Here is a 14,184-nt window from a genome sequence, read left to right as displayed (position 1 = left end):
CATATGTGATGGGTGAGATTTTTGGCGGAATTTGAAGATGAAAAAAGGATGTGTGATGGAACAGCCGATTTGTAGCGTGGTGATGCCAACCCGCGATTGCTTAGAGTATTTGAAACGTTCTATCCCGACGATTTACGAGCAGGATGTTGAAGGAATTGAGATTATCGTTGTTGATGACGGTTCAACTGATGGCAGCGATAAATTTCTTGCGCAATGTGCGCAAAAAGATAAAAATTTTATTGTATTACAATCAGATAGCATAGGCCCGGGTCGGGCGCGTAATCTCGCGATTGAGCAGGCAAAGGCCCGTTATATAGCTTTTCTTGATGCCGATGACCTTTGGCCAAAAGGCAAGCTTGCCCGTCAGCTTCACTTCCATAAGTGCTACCCTGATGCGGGCCTCTCTTTTTCAGATTACAGTTTCTTTACACCGGATGAGAGTATTCCTGTGACCTGTTTTGAGTATTGGGGATTAGATTATTTGTCACGTCGGCAGAAGGGTTATGAAACCATGCCGCAAGCCGAATCACTCTTGTTGTGTCATAATATTGTTGGCACCTCAGCTGTTGTTGCAAAACGCGAATATTTGCAAAATGCAAACGGTTTTGCGACAAATTTGCAATCTGCAACAGACTGGGACATGTGGCTAAAGCTGGCAAAAATGGCACCGGTTGGTGTTTCTCCTGAAGTAGGTATGCACTATTTAATGCGACCAGGATCGATCACAAAAAACCGCCAAGATCGCATTGATGCGATGGTTGAAATCGTTGATCGTTATCGTACGCGCGATGAATTGGAAATTAAAAAAGCGGTGCGCATGGCGGATGCTAATATTGCTGTAGCGCGCGCTGAGTTCGATCATGAATGTGGACGCAATTGGTATGCGATACGTCATTACCTTGATGCAATAATTAAAAAACCCAGCAAGCGCTCTTTATGGGCTGCGGGTCATAGTGTGGCTGATGGCGTCAAAAATAGTCTTGGTCTGAATAAAGCGGCTTGAGGGTCAACAATGCAACTATTTCAAGAAACATGTCCGGCAACACTAAAAGATGTCTCTTTGGTACGGCGTGCTTTGCGCCATGCGCTGACGGAAATTCGCTTGTCTGATGAGGTGGTTGCCGACTTGCAGGTTTTGCTCAGTGAAATTGCAGTCAATTCGATTGAGCATAGCGAGCAAAAACCTACACAGTTTGAGATCAAAGTGCGCATTCGCGGGGCACAGGTAGGGCTTGAAATCATAGATGATGCATCACCGTTTACTGGCTTTGATGAAAAATATGCCAGTTCACTGCCTAAGATGACAGAAATTAAGGGGCTGAATTCTGCGCTGACGGCCTCTGGACGAGGCATAGGACTGGTGCGTGATTTTGCTGATAGCGTCAACTATCAGGCAGGCCCGCCAAATCATTTCATTATCTGGCGTGATCTAAACAAACGACAACCAGCTGTTTTAATCGTTGAAGATGAGCGCGTGCTGGCCGAGACATATGCGCTTGGCCTTTATCCTACCTATAAGACAATCATTGCGGATAGTGTCGAAGAGGCGCTTGCAACCCTTGATCACACGCCAGTTGATCTGGTGGTGGCTGATTATCATTTGGCTGACGGCACAGGGCGCACGCTTGCGGAAACAATGGAGCTTTATCCTGACCGTTTGCCCGTTCCTGTGATTTTGATTACAGGTGACCGTAATCCAGATGTACAGCGCGAGATGCTGGAGATTGGCGTTGAAGCTTGTTTGCAAAAGCCTGTTTCAAAACAAGAGCTTCACGATAATATTAGGCTATCAATGGGGCGCGCTGAGCGGCGACGTGCATCGCACTTCAGGCATTTTGCGGCAGCAGCGTCCAAGCTTTTGACGCCGGTTATGCCCTCGAATTTACGACATTTTCATCTTGGCCATCATAGCAAGGTTGCCGATCTTGGCAGTGGGGATGCGGTGTTACATTTGAATGGTGAAAACCGTGACCGTGTGATTTTGATGGATGTGATGGGTCATGGTCTTGGGGCGCATTCTGGTGCGATTGCCTTGGCTGCGATTGCACGCGCGATCCATGCACAAAACCCCGATTGTGCGCCCGACGTGTTTTTGACGCAAATTTCAAAAGCTCTCTATGCTGATGTGACATTGGGCCAGCTCATTGCAACGATGCTTGTGATTGATTTACTTGAAGAAGGCGGCATTGAAATTTCTTCTGCCGGTCATCCGCCCCCTGTTCGCGTCGGCAAAAAAGCTACACAACAAATAGATGTTCATGGACCGCTGCCCGGCTTTGCGGTTGATGCGGATTATGAATGCCAGTCATTGAGGTTATGCGCTGGTGAGCGCTTGGTTTGTTTCACCGATGGACTTGACCCTATTGGACTTTCAGCTGGAGAAAAACTGCCTGATTGGCTCTCTTCCGCCTTTACTACGGCAGCTGATTTATCCATGGATGAGGGTATGGCGGCTTATGTTAAGGCGATTCAAAATGTTGTTGGGCCGGAACCGGAAGATGACTGGACTTTGATTGCGTTGGAAATGTCTCAGAATTAAGCCGCTGCTTTAAAGCCTGATTTTTTATAGATTTGAAATAGTTTTTCTAATCTGGATTCAACAAGAAAATTGTTGCGAATTGTTTCACGGCATGCCGTGAACATGGCGGTCTTTTGTGTCGTGCTCTTATCGACCCATTGCGTGATATGGCGTGTGGCTGTTTCCATGTCGCCAGCCTTGAACAGCCAGCCAGTGTCACCATGTTTTATAACATCAGGTAGTGCGCCAAGTTTGGCTGCGACTACGGGGATGCCATGGGAAAAGGCTTCAAGGGCTGCAAGAGGCAGTCCTTCTGCACGTGATGGAATAACAAGTAGATCAAGGGTCGGCCAGATATCGGTCATATCGGTTTGCATGCCATGGAAGGTGACGTGATCGCTTGAAGATTTTTTGAGGTCAGCCAACATAGGGCCATCGCCGTAGGCATGCCATGAAACGCGCTCAAATTCGGGCATATCACAAAGGCCTTTCGCCAGAGCACAAAAATGATCCGGCCCCTTTTCAGGGCTGAAACGCCCGACAAATCCAATCCGGCTATTAGGGCTAGTCACATCAGAGGCGCATGCCGGCATGGTGACAAAATTATGCATTAAGTCACTGCCAAGTGGTAATTTTTTAAGGATGGGTTTGCTGACAGCAATGGCAGGTGCGAGGAAGGCGCTCATCTCATCAAGATATTGATACATTGAAACAGGAAACGCGCCTCGTTCGCCAGAGTGAAAAGTAGAGACCACAGGTGTCTTTGATAGCCGCGCCGCCGCGCGACCCAAAATACCGGCTTTATACCCATGTGTATGAATGAGATCAGGTTTTTTAGATTTGATGGCCTTGTAGAGATCGCGCGTTGTGCCTCCAAGAACATGATACGGAATGTGCGCTGCTTCCAACTGTTTAAACCACGGGTTTTTACCGTGATCATCATAAAGCATCACTACACAATTGTAGCCAGTATACTGCAAGCCACCGGCTAACATTTCAATATGACGTTCAATGCCGCCAATGGTGCTTGAATCTATAAGTTGCCATATCGTTGGTTGGTTGATGGTTGTCATAGCGCGCTCTAGAAATTTTCTTTGATAAGTATTTCAACACTCAAGCTCTAATAAAATATAAGCAATAATCATTAATGTGCATTTTTTTATCGATTAGGACGAATTAACTTTTTAGGTTAATTAATTGTAAATAATAAAACTTAGTATTTAGGGTGATTTAATTAACCATAGATAGTATTTATCGGTTTTTTAAGCGCTTTCTGATCGATTGTTAATTGCCATATGCTAATTTAATCATCAAATTATTTGGTTTTGAGTAATGATGAAAAAATTAAATTCTGATAAAAAACGGCCGAGCGGGGACAAGTCCCTGGTGATTGTGCACTGTGTGCGCTCGACTGTTGGCGGTATTTTTCGGCATATTGCAGATCTTATTCGTCATCAAAGTGAGAATGGTCATCAGGTTGGTTTGATATGTGATTCACTGACTGGTGGACAGTTTGAAGCTGATAAGCTTGAGGCCTTAAAACCTTATATGGCGCTTGGTTTCGCGCAGTTACCTATGAGCCGTAGCGTGAGTTTATCAGACATAACAATGACCAAGACGATTTTTAATTTGTTGAAAGATGTTGATGTCGACGTGGTGCATTGCCATGGCGCTAAAGGTGGGGCTTATGGTCGCCTAGCCGCCTATTTTCTGTCCAAACAAAGACAGCGCGAAGGCGGTTCAAAAGTTGTGTCAGTCTATTCACCTCATGGGGGTAGCTTGCATTACAGCCCAAAATCACCGCAAGGCCGCGTTTATTTCGCTCTTGAACGGTTTTTGGAACATTTCACATCTGAGTTTGTTTTTGTTGCAGGTTTTGAAGTTGCTGCTTTTACCCGCAAAATTGGTCAATTAAGACGACCTTGGTCCATCGCTTACAATGGTTTGACGCAGCCTGAGTTTGAACCGATAAGGCATGATGCGGATTGTGTCGATTTTATTTATGCAGGCCACATGCGCGATTTGAAAGGGTCTGACCTTTTCATAGATGCGGTGCAAATTGCGAGTGCCCGATTGGGGCGTCCTGTTACGGCTGAAATGATTGGCGATGGAGAAGACCTTGAGCGCTATAAGGCTGAAGTAAGCCGTCGTGGACTGGAAAAAGCGATTTCATTTCGAGATCCAATGCCTATTCGCGAAGCTTTTGCGCGGGGCCGTAATCTTGTGGTGCCATCACGTGCGGAGGCTATGCCCTATATTGTTTTGGAAGCAATCGGCGCGGGTCTGCCAACCTTGGTGACAAGCGTTGGCGGTGTTCCGGAAATCTATGGTTCACATTCTCATCATTTAATCCCGCCAGGGGATGCCAATATGATTGCAACATCAATGATTGTGAACTTGCAACACCCAAAAGATGCACAAAAACTTGCTGATACTTTACGAGACCAGATTCTTGAGCAGTTTACGGTGCAAAGAATGTATGAAACCGTCGATGCTGTCTATGCACGCCACCTAACAGGCAGCCCCGTTGCAGTTGGCCTGCAAAATGAAGTGGCGGATCTTAAACTTGCAAGCTAGGATCAGAAAATAGTTTTTCTGATGATGCCAGAGGTTTTAGATCATGTCATTCGATCGGTTACTGATGCTGGAAGATGAGGCGGAGCACCCCATCCGCAAGAATAAAAAGCGTCACCGTGAGCCGGTGGTTAGCGAATTGGTTGAGCGGATTGCCTGTGGCACGTTTTTCTTAGATGGATATTTGCCTACAGAACAAGAGCTTGTCGAAGAATTTGGTGTGAGCCGAACGGTTATTCGAGAAGTTATTCAAGACCTTGTCAATTTGGGATTGATCGCGACTGGCCCACGCGTGGGTGCACGGGTGCAACCGCGTGACAAATGGGATCAGTTTAATCCAATTGTGCTGAAGGTGCTGCTCGTGCATGGACTTGATGCGGAATTTTATGAATCATTGACAGAAGCGCGTGGGCTGATTGAGCCGGAAGTGACGGCGATGACTGCAGCGCGCGCGAGCCCATCTGATATTGCCCATATAGAAGCTTGTTACGAGCAACTAGCAAGCCTAGTTTCTCGAGAGAGCGGCGTGACACCGAATGAGCGAATGAGCGCAGATATTGCTTTTCATCGCAGTATTCTTTCAGCCAGCGGCAATTGGGTGTTTGAACGTTTTGGGTTGCTTTTTGATGCTGCGATCATGGCGCGCATGTCGCTTGCCGAGCAGGCTAGTGATGAGGACCCGCCTTTTGCTCTCCAAAAACATCGCCGCATTGTCGATGCCATTAAAGCACGCAATCCCGGTGAAGCCCGCCGTGCAGCCCTTAGTGTTTTGGCTTTATCTAAGCCTGCCTATGCGGATTATTTTGAAGGCGAAGAGAAAGATAATAGAGAATGAATGCACTCCAATTCTGGTTTGATTTCTCTTCACCCTATTCTTGCCTTTCAGTAATGCGAATTGAGCATTAAGCTCTCTCATTAGCTCAGCCAATGAAATTATTTAATTTGTTGCAATTGCGAATTATTCGCAATATAGTTGAGAACTATTCGCAACAAAGTGGGTTATTTGGTTTCGTGCGTCAGTCGGTATATCAGAATATATATAGATTTTTCATAGGTTTAGTAGCTTTGTTGGCGGTGTCTTCAGCATCGGCAGCGCCCTTAAAGGCTGTTGTCACTGTGGGCATGGTGGCTGATGTTGTGCGAGCGGTTGGCGGGGATGATGTCGATGTCACGACGCTGATGGGATCAGGTGTTGACCCGCATTCTTATCGTCAAACCCGCTCCGATGTCAGTCTTTTAAGCCGTGCTGATGTGATCTTTGCAAGTGGATTGCACCTTGAAGCACAGCTTGATGACTTGTTGCATAAGCTTGGCACACGCAAGCAGGTTGTCATGGTGGCAGACCAGCTTGATAAAGCGACGCTGATTGAGGCGAAAGGTTTTTCAGGCCGTTATGATCCGCATGTGTGGATGGACCCATCTTTGTGGGCGGACACGATTGGCATTGTGCGCGATGCTTTGATTAAAGCAGCACCTGAAAAGAAAAGTGATTTTATCAAGAACGCGCAATCCTATGAAATGATCATTCGTGATCTCAATGATAAAGTGGAAGCGACGCTTAAATCTGTGCCAGCAGAAAAACGTGTGCTGATTACCGCTCACGATGCCTTTGGTTATTTCGGTCGCGCCTTTGATGTTGATGTGATTGGCATCCAAGGACTTTCGACGGAAAGCGAAGCGGGATTACAGCGTATTGAGACAATGGTGTCTCTGCTTGTTGCGCGCAATATCAATGCGGTCTTCGTTGAAAGTTCTGTTTCAAAGCAAAATGTCAAAGCCTTGATCGAAGGGGCACAGGCGCGTGGACATAGTGTGAGCATCGGTGGCACGCTTTTTTCAGACGCGATGGGCAAAGAAGGCACTTTTGAGGGCACTTATATTGGTATGATTGATCATAATGCGACGACAATTGCACGTGGTCTCGGGGGTAATGCCTTGGCAAAGGGTGTGACGGGGCAATTATCACCTCACAGTTGAGCGTAGAGTTAGGTCTAGGTAATGGTTGAGCAGGTATTGAAGACAGTTGAAATTGACGCCGCATCGCATCAAGCGGTTGCTTTTGATGTGGCAGGGCTAACTGTTGCTTATGACCGCAAGCCTGTGTTGTGGGATGTTTCTTTTTCTGCTCGTGCAGGTGTTATCACGGCGATTGTCGGGCCCAATGGTGCTGGCAAATCGACACTCTTAAAAGCTGCTCTCAATCTTATTCCTTCAATCACCGGCCAAACACTTGTGTTGGGTGAGGCGTTGGCACACAAGCGCGCTAAAGTCGCTTATATGCCGCAGCGGGCAGCCGTTGATTGGGACTTTCCTGCCACCGCGCTCGATGTGGTGATGATGGGACTTTATAAGGATATAGGCTGGCTGCGCTGGCCGGGGAAAAAACACCGTCAAAAGGCGCTTGAGTGTCTTGAAATGGTGGATATGAAAGATTTTTCCAATCGCCAAATTGGCCAGCTTTCCGGTGGGCAGCAGCAGCGTGTGTTCATGGCAAGAGCCTTGGCCCAAGGTGCCGATGTTTATTTGATGGATGAGCCATTTGCCGGCGTTGATGCGGCTACAGAAGCGGTGATTTTAAAGACGCTTAAAAGACTGGCTAATGAGGGTAAATGCGTGGTCGTGGTGCACCATGATCTTGATACCGTTCGCACGATGTTTGATGATGTACTGCTTCTCAACAAGCAGGTTGTGGCCAATGGGTCGATTGATCAGGTGATGAGCGATGAGGCTGTTCGCAGGACATATTCTGGTCGCCTCGGTGCGCGTCAGGCGGAGCCTGTTGGTGGCGCGGCTGTTGCACGCCATGTTTGACCTTCGTGTCTGATCGTCATGTTTGATTTTCTCACTGCTTTATGGACTGCGCTAACATTTCAGGCGGGCTATAATACGTCTCTTGTGCTCACGGGTGCGGGGCTATTGGGTGCTGGTGCGGGGGCAATTGGTGTCTTTGTCTTGTTGCGAAAGCGTTCGCTTGTCAGCGATGCCATCAGCCATGCGACCTTACCGGGTATTGCGCTTGCCTTCATGCTGGGCAGTTGGCTCTTGGGCGATGGGCGTTCTTTGTGGCTGTTGTTGCTGGGAGCGGCGATGAGCGCGGGTGTCGGTGTTCTGGCGGTGGAATGGATGACCCGCTACACACGGCTTAGCGAAGATGCAGCGATCGGCACGGTGCTCTCAACTTTCTTTGCGCTTGGCATTGTTTTGCTCACCCTTATCCAGTCGATGAATACGGGCGGACAGGCGGGGCTTTCTGATTTTATTTTGGGATCAACGGCGGGGCTTGTGCGCTTTGATGCGATCATGATTGCGGTGGCCTCTGTGCTTGTCGGCCTTGCTTTGATGGTGAAGCTAAAAGATTTCACGCTGCTTTGTTTCGATCCGTCTTTTGCAAAAGCGCGGGGCATGAATGTTGCGGGGCTTGATCGCCTTTTGCTGCTGCTGCTTTTGGCGATTGTTGTCATTGGGCTAAAAACCGTCGGCCTTGTGCTCGTCATTGCGCTCACGATCATTCCGCCGGTTGCGGCGCGTTTTTGGACAGACCGCGTTGGCCCGATGGTTTTGATCTCTGCCGCTATTGGTGGCATTGGGTCTTATGTGGGGGCGGCGCTTTCTTCTCTTGCTGCAGACCTTCCAACAGGCGGCTTGATTGTGCTCACCTTGTTTTCGGTCTTTTTATTGTCGCTGTTGTGCGCGCCGCATCGCGGTGTTCTGGCCTATGCGTTTCGTCATATGTTGTTTCAGAAAGTTATCCACCAGCGTCAGGGGCTTTTGGCTGTGGCGCGCGCGGAGCCGATTTTTGATCCCTTAACGCGGCGCATGTTGTTGAGTGAGGGATATTTGCGAGCTGATGGTGAGCCAACGCCTAAAGGAATTGAAGCGGCACAGAAGATGGCCCGTGACCAAGCGCTTTGGAATGCCTATCGGCGCACTTATCCGACAGAAGCCATGACGCTTGATGATTGGTCGTTGCGCCCGATTGAAGAGGTTCTGCCAGCTGATTTGATCGCCTCTCTGCAAAGCGAGCTTGCGCCGATTGTGGTATCGGGGGCGCGCCGATGATCGAATTTCTGCAACTTGATTTTCCCTCGATTTTGCTGGGCACATTGGCCGCGCTTTCTTGTGGGCTTTTGGGTAATTTTCTGGTGCTTCGCAAACAAGCTTTGATGGGCGACACGATCAGCCATGTTGTGCTGCCGGGCATCGTGGCGGGGTTTTTAATCACCGGTGTGGCCTCGACATGGCCGATGATGTTGGGCGCGCTTGTGGCGGCGCTTGTGGCGGTGAGTTTGATTGAAATGATTAGACGGGCAGGGCGCGTAGAGACAGGCGCTGCGATGGGTGTTGTCTTCACGACCATGTTTGCGGCAGGCGTTGTGATGTTAGAGCAAAGCGGCGCGCGCGGTGTGCACTTCGATGTTGAACATGCGCTTTATGGCAATCTTGAAAGCGCTATCTGGCTTGATGCTTTTAGCGTCTCTGATTTGTGGAATGTGAGCGCTTTAATGGGCCTACCCGATGCGGTGTGGCGGCTGCTTGGTGTGACGGCCTTGGTGATTTTATTCGTGCTTGCTTTTTATAAGGAGCTGATGATCACGAGCTTCGATGCGGCCCATGCCGACAGCATTGGCATTTCATCCCGAGCGATGGGCTTTGGCCTTGTTTTCATGACAGCGCTTGCAGCGGTTGCGGCTTTTGCGGCGGTGGGGTCTATTTTGGTGATCGCGATGTTTATCTGTCCGGCAGCGACCGCGCGCATGTTGACCGATCGGCTTTCAACGCAGCTGTGGTTGAGTGCTGGCGTGTCGGTGATAAGCGGCATCGCGGGCTATGTGCTGGCAGCCTTCGGCCCGATATGGCTGGGCGGAGAAGACAGCGTTTCGGCTGCTGGAATGATCGCGCTGGTTGCAGGATTATTGCAGGTTATCGCCATGATCTTCGCGCCGAAATATGGCGCGTTGTTTAATCGGGCGAAACGTCTTAAAAATATTAAAATATAAATGTGGCTGAGATTAAGCGGCTAGAGATCATTTGAGGAGCTGCGTCATGAAAGCAAGATATATCGGGATTGCATTGGTTTTAAGTTTGTCGACATCGGCGCAAGCCCAATCGACACATAAAGCCCCGCTCTGTGAGGCGGCAAAAACCAATCAAGTTGCCGAGATTGTCTATGACAAAGACGCCAGCAAAGGATGTCTCCCCCGCCTTGTCGATGTGCACCAAGTCGCCGTCGGCCATAACGGCAAATTATACATGCATGGCTGGCAAAGTCGTGGCTGCACAAAGGGCCGAGACTACGCCTCCAAACGGATTTTCAGATTTGATAAAATTAAGTCAGTGAAGATTATTGACGGTGAATTCAATGAAAAATCGCAATCAATCAAAGCCGAAGGCTGGAAAGGCTGCATCGGCACAAACTGCTTTATCAAAGAGAATATTTGCGAGTAGGGTGGGGCAGGCGCTGAACTTCAGCTAAGGGGACGAAACTGCCCAATGAAATTTACTTCAATGTCTTTTAAGGGTGGATTGCGGACATTGGCGGCAGTGCACAAGTTTACATTGTAATGTTCCCAAGCTGACATTCAAAGTTCTCGTCTGCAAGGTGCCTACAATTTCTGCTTTGAGCCCATAGGCGCTGACGTCAGACATCAAAGCCCAAAGGTCACTTGCGCGTAAATTCTAAATAAGACGGTGTCGTAATTTCCCTTTGGTAAAAACAAGATTTTCAGGCCAAAAATTTGGGAAGGTCTTGATTTGATCGTGAATGTTATTAGCAAGGCTATCAATTAATTCATTCATATGACTACCTAAACTTTCCCGAGACAAGCTTAAAAACCAATAACTGTCTTTCCTATCCCAGACATAGTTAGGATGTTTGATATAAAAAACGGCGTGTACATTTGGTGCAATTTCGTCGCTTTTCTGCAAGCCGCCCATTCGTCGACCAATATAATATTCAGTCGAATCTGTATTGCCCTCAATCTCTGAATGATCAGATACAATGAGGATGTTGATGGACTGCGGTTCAATTTGATGTTTGGCATAATCCTCGAATTTTTTGTCAGTTTCCCTTAACCTTTCTTCCAATCTACGGTGACCGTAGTCGGTCAACTCACGGTTTGCTTGTGCGGGATCGGGCAGCTGTTGAACAATCTTGCGAACATTAAACTGGCCAAAAGCGACAAATTCCTTCCCTTGTTTTTCCGCAATTTTTAAAACTTTTTCTCCAATCCGAGTATCGGTTTTTGGATTGAGAGATTTCCTTTCAATTAAAATTTTTCCACTCCAGCAAGAATGATCTGGGGCTTTGTATTGTTTGCCCTTTGAAATGAAGTTGTTTTCGTCTGGTACAGTCATATCAGGAAAGGTGTTCTTAATTGCCTTTATGACAATTTCATCTATCGAAAATTTGCGGTTGTTCATTAGGATAGAAATGCCTTATTGAGCGAAAATTGTAATTTAAAAATACTTATACAATGTTGGTCCGCATATTTAAAATAACCGATTGGTTGATATTTCAACATTAAATTGTAGCGCGTTTGATCGGCATGCCTAAAACCATCACAGGTTTGGTAAAGACATGAAATATATTCTCAACTAATAACTGCTTATGGCAAAACTTGGCCTAACTCGTTTCATAAATCAACTTTGAATGGCAGTTACGCCCGCACTGTCAAAGTTTGGTGCAGCTACGTATTCAGGAAAACGAATGGCAGTTTTTAGGAAGCCCCACGGCAACAACTGATTTAAGTCCAAACGGCAGCAATGGACCGTAAGAAGCATCAATAACTAATGTGAATTCGAAGCTAAATTATTCCCCCCACCTCACTGCGTGCAGGCGGTGAAGCTTTCTTTTAGTATGATCTCGTTCAGATTGCGGCCAATGAAGACGAGGCGGCTTTCGCTGCTTATCTCTCGGTTAGCTTCAACTCGATGCGGCGGTTGCGGTTTCTTGCGTCATCGGTGTCGGCTGTATCCAAGGGCTGAAATTCGCCAAAACCTGCGGCCACCAGTCGCTCTGGTGATACCCCTTTTGAGGCGAGATATTGGACCACGGAAATGGCGCGAGCGGCAGATAGATCCCAGTTATCGCGCAGGCGACCAACGCCGGTAAGAGGGATATTGTCGGTGTGGCCGTCAATTCGCAGCACCCAGTTAATTTCTGATGGAATTTCACCCTCAAGCTCAATAATAGCGCTTGCGAGTTTATCGAGTTCTGTTTCGCCCAAGGCACCGATTTGGTCGGAGCCGGAGCCAAAGAGAACTTCTGATTGGAAAACAAAGCGGTCGCCGACCACTCGGATATCGGAGCGCTGGCTCAATATTTCGCGCAGACGTCCAAAGAAATCAGAACGGAAGCGTGATAATTCTTGCACCTTTTGCGCTAAGGCGACATTCAGCCGTTTGCCAAGATCTGCAATTTTCGTTTGGCTTTCACGATCGCGGTTTTCTGAGGCATCAAGCGCATCTTCCAGTGCTGCGATTTGACGACGAAGGGCCGATATTTGTTTGTTTAAAAGCTCAACTTGGCTAAGGGCACGGGCTGAGACGGCTTTTTCGGAGTCTAATGTTTCATTGAGTTTATTGATGCGGTCTTCCGCTGTGACCTGATTGCCGCTGCCGGTTGAAAGAAGCGCTTCAAGGCGTTGGTTGTCGGCCTCAAGGCTTGTTAAGCCTGCGCGCAAGTCGACCACCGTATCGTTTAAATTTGCAGCGCTGGAGCGTTCTAAAGCCAAAAGTTCGGTCAATTCAGCGATTTGATTGTTGAGCCGATTTAAAACTGTGTCTTTGCCGCTGATTTCTTGGCTGAGAAAGAATTGCGCCAACATGAAAACAGACAACAAAAAGATCATGACGAGCAACAGGGTTGCCATGGCATCAACGAAGCCTGGCCAATAGTCAGCCCGTTGTTCTGTGCGTCTGTATCGTCCAAGCGCCATGCTAATATGATCCTATGGCTTTTTGTTGAGGTGCTCGAGCAGGTCTTTGATCTTGCTTTGCTGTTCGCTTTGCGCTTCCATCCAATTGCGGACCAACTGTTGTTCTGATCGCATATTTTGAACAAGGCCTTGGATGCCTTCCGCCAGATTAGATGTTGCTTCGGTGTTTTGGTTTTGGGCATCCTCTTGCGAGCGGTTGCCTGCAGCGAGGATGCGCGTCAAACGGTCCATGGCCGGTGTAAGTTGCTGCGTTGCAGGTGTGCTGCTCCCATCATCCGTATCGGTTTGAACATCTGTGAAGGTTGAAAGCCAATCTTCCAAGTTGTTGTAAAAGCGGTTTTGAGCATGACCGGATTGCAAGTCTAGAAAACCGAGTACCAGCGATCCTGAAAGACCGAATAGAGATGATGAGAATGCAGTGCCCATACCCGATAGAGGGGCTTCAAGGCCTGTTTTTAAGTCTTCAAATATAAGCGATGAGTCGCCGGAGGTCACATCAAGCGATTGTATTGTTGCACCGACCGCGCCCACCGTTTGAAGTAGGCCCCAAAAGGTGCCTAGAAGGCCCAGAAAAACCAACAGGCCAATTAGATAGCGGGATGTATCACGGCCTTCGTCCAGACGTTGTCCAATGGAATCCAGTATAGAGCGCATGGTCTGTGTGGAAATATTCGATTGATTTGACTGATCACCAAAAAGCGTTGCCATAGGTGCCAACAATCTAGGTCCTCGTTGCACTGCTATGGCAGCGCGATCAATACGATATGTGTTAACCCAAGTGATTTCAGGATAAAGGCGAACGATTTGGGCAAAGGATAAAATGATGCCAAACAGTAATGTCAGCCCGATAATTGTGTTTAAGCCAACGTTCGCATTATAAGCGGTGATAATCTCGCGATAGAGTATCAAAGCAACAAAGGCTACGATAATCAGAAAAATAACCATTATAATCAAATAGCTATTTGGACGTTCTATATTGTATGGATCATAGTCACTTGCCATCGTCTTTGGCTCTCCCCTGCCGGCGTTTTCGCTAAGGTGCTACTTACATTACCTCAAGTACCGCATATTTGAGGGGCAGTTGTCACTATTTCTTCGCGATTTTAACATGTAAGAAACGCGAGTTTTTGGTTAGATAATGGCGATGGAGTGATT

The 14,184-nt window shown here is 47.8% G+C and carries 13 protein-coding genes; 9 read left to right on the top strand and 4 right to left on the bottom strand.

What is annotated here, in order from left to right:
* Positions 1 to 55: 55 nt before the first annotated feature.
* Complete coding sequence (locus tag ABJ081_04615) at positions 56 to 1,003, top strand: glycosyltransferase family A protein (GenBank protein MEP6355945.1); 948 nt, start codon at positions 56 to 58, stop codon at positions 1,001 to 1,003.
* A 9-nt stretch (positions 1,004 to 1,012) separates the two neighbouring features.
* Complete coding sequence (locus ABJ081_04610) at positions 1,013 to 2,539, top strand: SpoIIE family protein phosphatase (GenBank protein ID MEP6355944.1); 1,527 nt, start codon at positions 1,013 to 1,015, stop codon at positions 2,537 to 2,539.
* On the opposite strand, the gene ABJ081_04605 is transcribed toward ABJ081_04610, so the two are convergent.
* Positions 2,536 to 3,591: a glycosyltransferase family 4 protein gene (locus ABJ081_04605; GenBank protein ID MEP6355943.1), complete on the bottom strand. Its 1,056-nt coding sequence runs from the start codon at positions 3,589 to 3,591 to the stop codon at positions 2,536 to 2,538. The genes ABJ081_04610 and ABJ081_04605 overlap by 4 nt on opposite strands.
* Before the next feature lie 259 nt (positions 3,592 to 3,850).
* Here ABJ081_04605 and ABJ081_04600 point away from each other — a divergent pair, with 259 nt between their 5' ends.
* The 7 genes from ABJ081_04600 to ABJ081_04570 all read left to right on the top strand — a co-directional run bounded on the left by ABJ081_04600 (position 3,851) and on the right by ABJ081_04570 (position 10,537).
* Entirely contained in the window at positions 3,851 to 5,095 is a 1,245-nt protein-coding gene (locus ABJ081_04600) for a glycosyltransferase (protein MEP6355942.1), read from the top strand.
* 43 nt (positions 5,096 to 5,138) lie between these two features.
* The gene (locus ABJ081_04595) at positions 5,139 to 5,927 is read left to right on the top strand and encodes a FadR/GntR family transcriptional regulator (GenBank protein MEP6355941.1); all 789 of its coding nucleotides are present in this window, start codon (positions 5,139 to 5,141) and stop codon (positions 5,925 to 5,927) included.
* A 239-nt stretch (positions 5,928 to 6,166) separates the two neighbouring features.
* Complete coding sequence (locus ABJ081_04590) at positions 6,167 to 7,069, top strand: zinc ABC transporter substrate-binding protein (GenBank protein MEP6355940.1); 903 nt, start codon at positions 6,167 to 6,169, stop codon at positions 7,067 to 7,069.
* A gap of 21 nt (positions 7,070 to 7,090) precedes the next feature.
* The gene (locus tag ABJ081_04585; GenBank protein ID MEP6355939.1) at positions 7,091 to 7,903 is read left to right on the top strand and encodes a metal ABC transporter ATP-binding protein; all 813 of its coding nucleotides are present in this window, start codon (positions 7,091 to 7,093) and stop codon (positions 7,901 to 7,903) included.
* An 18-nt stretch (positions 7,904 to 7,921) separates the two neighbouring features.
* A complete protein-coding gene (locus ABJ081_04580; protein MEP6355938.1) occupies positions 7,922 to 9,151 on the top strand; it encodes a metal ABC transporter permease in 1,230 nt (409 codons plus the stop codon).
* Positions 9,148 to 10,089 carry a metal ABC transporter permease gene (locus tag ABJ081_04575; GenBank protein MEP6355937.1) on the top strand — a complete coding sequence of 314 codons (942 nt, stop codon included), beginning with the start codon at positions 9,148 to 9,150 and terminating at the stop codon, positions 10,087 to 10,089. Before ABJ081_04580 ends, ABJ081_04575 begins: the two co-directional genes overlap by 4 nt.
* Positions 10,090 to 10,135: 46 nt before the next feature.
* On the top strand, positions 10,136 to 10,537 hold the full coding sequence (locus ABJ081_04570) for a WYL domain-containing protein (GenBank protein ID MEP6355936.1): 402 nt from the start codon (positions 10,136 to 10,138) through the stop codon (positions 10,535 to 10,537).
* Positions 10,538 to 10,768: 231 nt separating this feature from the next.
* Here ABJ081_04570 and ABJ081_04565 read toward each other — a convergent pair whose 3' ends face one another.
* The 3 genes from ABJ081_04565 to ABJ081_04555 all read right to left on the bottom strand — a co-directional run bounded on the left by ABJ081_04565 (position 10,769) and on the right by ABJ081_04555 (position 14,031).
* The gene (locus ABJ081_04565) at positions 10,769 to 11,512 is read right to left on the bottom strand and encodes a hypothetical protein (protein ID MEP6355935.1); all 744 of its coding nucleotides are present in this window, start codon (positions 11,510 to 11,512) and stop codon (positions 10,769 to 10,771) included.
* Between the two features lie 485 nt (positions 11,513 to 11,997).
* Positions 11,998 to 13,029: a peptidoglycan -binding protein gene (locus ABJ081_04560; GenBank protein MEP6355934.1), complete on the bottom strand. Its 1,032-nt coding sequence runs from the start codon at positions 13,027 to 13,029 to the stop codon at positions 11,998 to 12,000.
* A gap of 12 nt (positions 13,030 to 13,041) precedes the next feature.
* Complete coding sequence (locus tag ABJ081_04555) at positions 13,042 to 14,031, bottom strand: flagellar motor protein MotA (GenBank protein ID MEP6355933.1); 990 nt, start codon at positions 14,029 to 14,031, stop codon at positions 13,042 to 13,044.
* Positions 14,032 to 14,184 lie beyond the last annotated feature (153 nt).

This window comes from Hyphomicrobiales bacterium, assembly GCA_039989895.1.
GTDB lineage: Bacteria > Pseudomonadota > Alphaproteobacteria > Rhizobiales > JACESI01 > JACESI01.
The sequence above is the reverse complement of the archived record's forward strand: the minus strand, read 5'-3'. Positions and strand labels throughout refer to the sequence as shown.

Bases quoted from the DNA above. Each gene is read 5' to 3' on its own strand.
- ABJ081_04615 (MEP6355945.1), top strand. From the start codon at position 56: ATGGAACAGCCGATTTGTAGCGTGGTGATGCCAACCCGCGATTGCTTA.
- ABJ081_04610 (MEP6355944.1), top strand. From the start codon at position 1,013: ATGCAACTATTTCAAGAAACATGTCCGGCAACACTAAAAGATGTCTCT.
- ABJ081_04605 (MEP6355943.1), bottom strand. From the start codon at position 3,591: ATGACAACCATCAACCAACCAACGATATGGCAACTTATAGATTCAAGC.
- ABJ081_04600 (MEP6355942.1), top strand. From the start codon at position 3,851: ATGATGAAAAAATTAAATTCTGATAAAAAACGGCCGAGCGGGGACAAG.
- ABJ081_04595 (MEP6355941.1), top strand. From the start codon at position 5,139: ATGTCATTCGATCGGTTACTGATGCTGGAAGATGAGGCGGAGCACCCC.
- ABJ081_04585 (MEP6355939.1), top strand. From the start codon at position 7,091: ATGGTTGAGCAGGTATTGAAGACAGTTGAAATTGACGCCGCATCGCAT.
- ABJ081_04580 (MEP6355938.1), top strand. From the start codon at position 7,922: ATGTTTGATTTTCTCACTGCTTTATGGACTGCGCTAACATTTCAGGCG.
- ABJ081_04575 (MEP6355937.1), top strand. From the start codon at position 9,148: ATGATCGAATTTCTGCAACTTGATTTTCCCTCGATTTTGCTGGGCACA.
- ABJ081_04570 (MEP6355936.1), top strand. From the start codon at position 10,136: ATGAAAGCAAGATATATCGGGATTGCATTGGTTTTAAGTTTGTCGACA.
- ABJ081_04565 (MEP6355935.1), bottom strand. From the start codon at position 11,512: ATGAACAACCGCAAATTTTCGATAGATGAAATTGTCATAAAGGCAATT.
- ABJ081_04560 (MEP6355934.1), bottom strand. From the start codon at position 13,029: ATGGCGCTTGGACGATACAGACGCACAGAACAACGGGCTGACTATTGG.
- ABJ081_04555 (MEP6355933.1), bottom strand. From the start codon at position 14,031: ATGGCAAGTGACTATGATCCATACAATATAGAACGTCCAAATAGCTAT.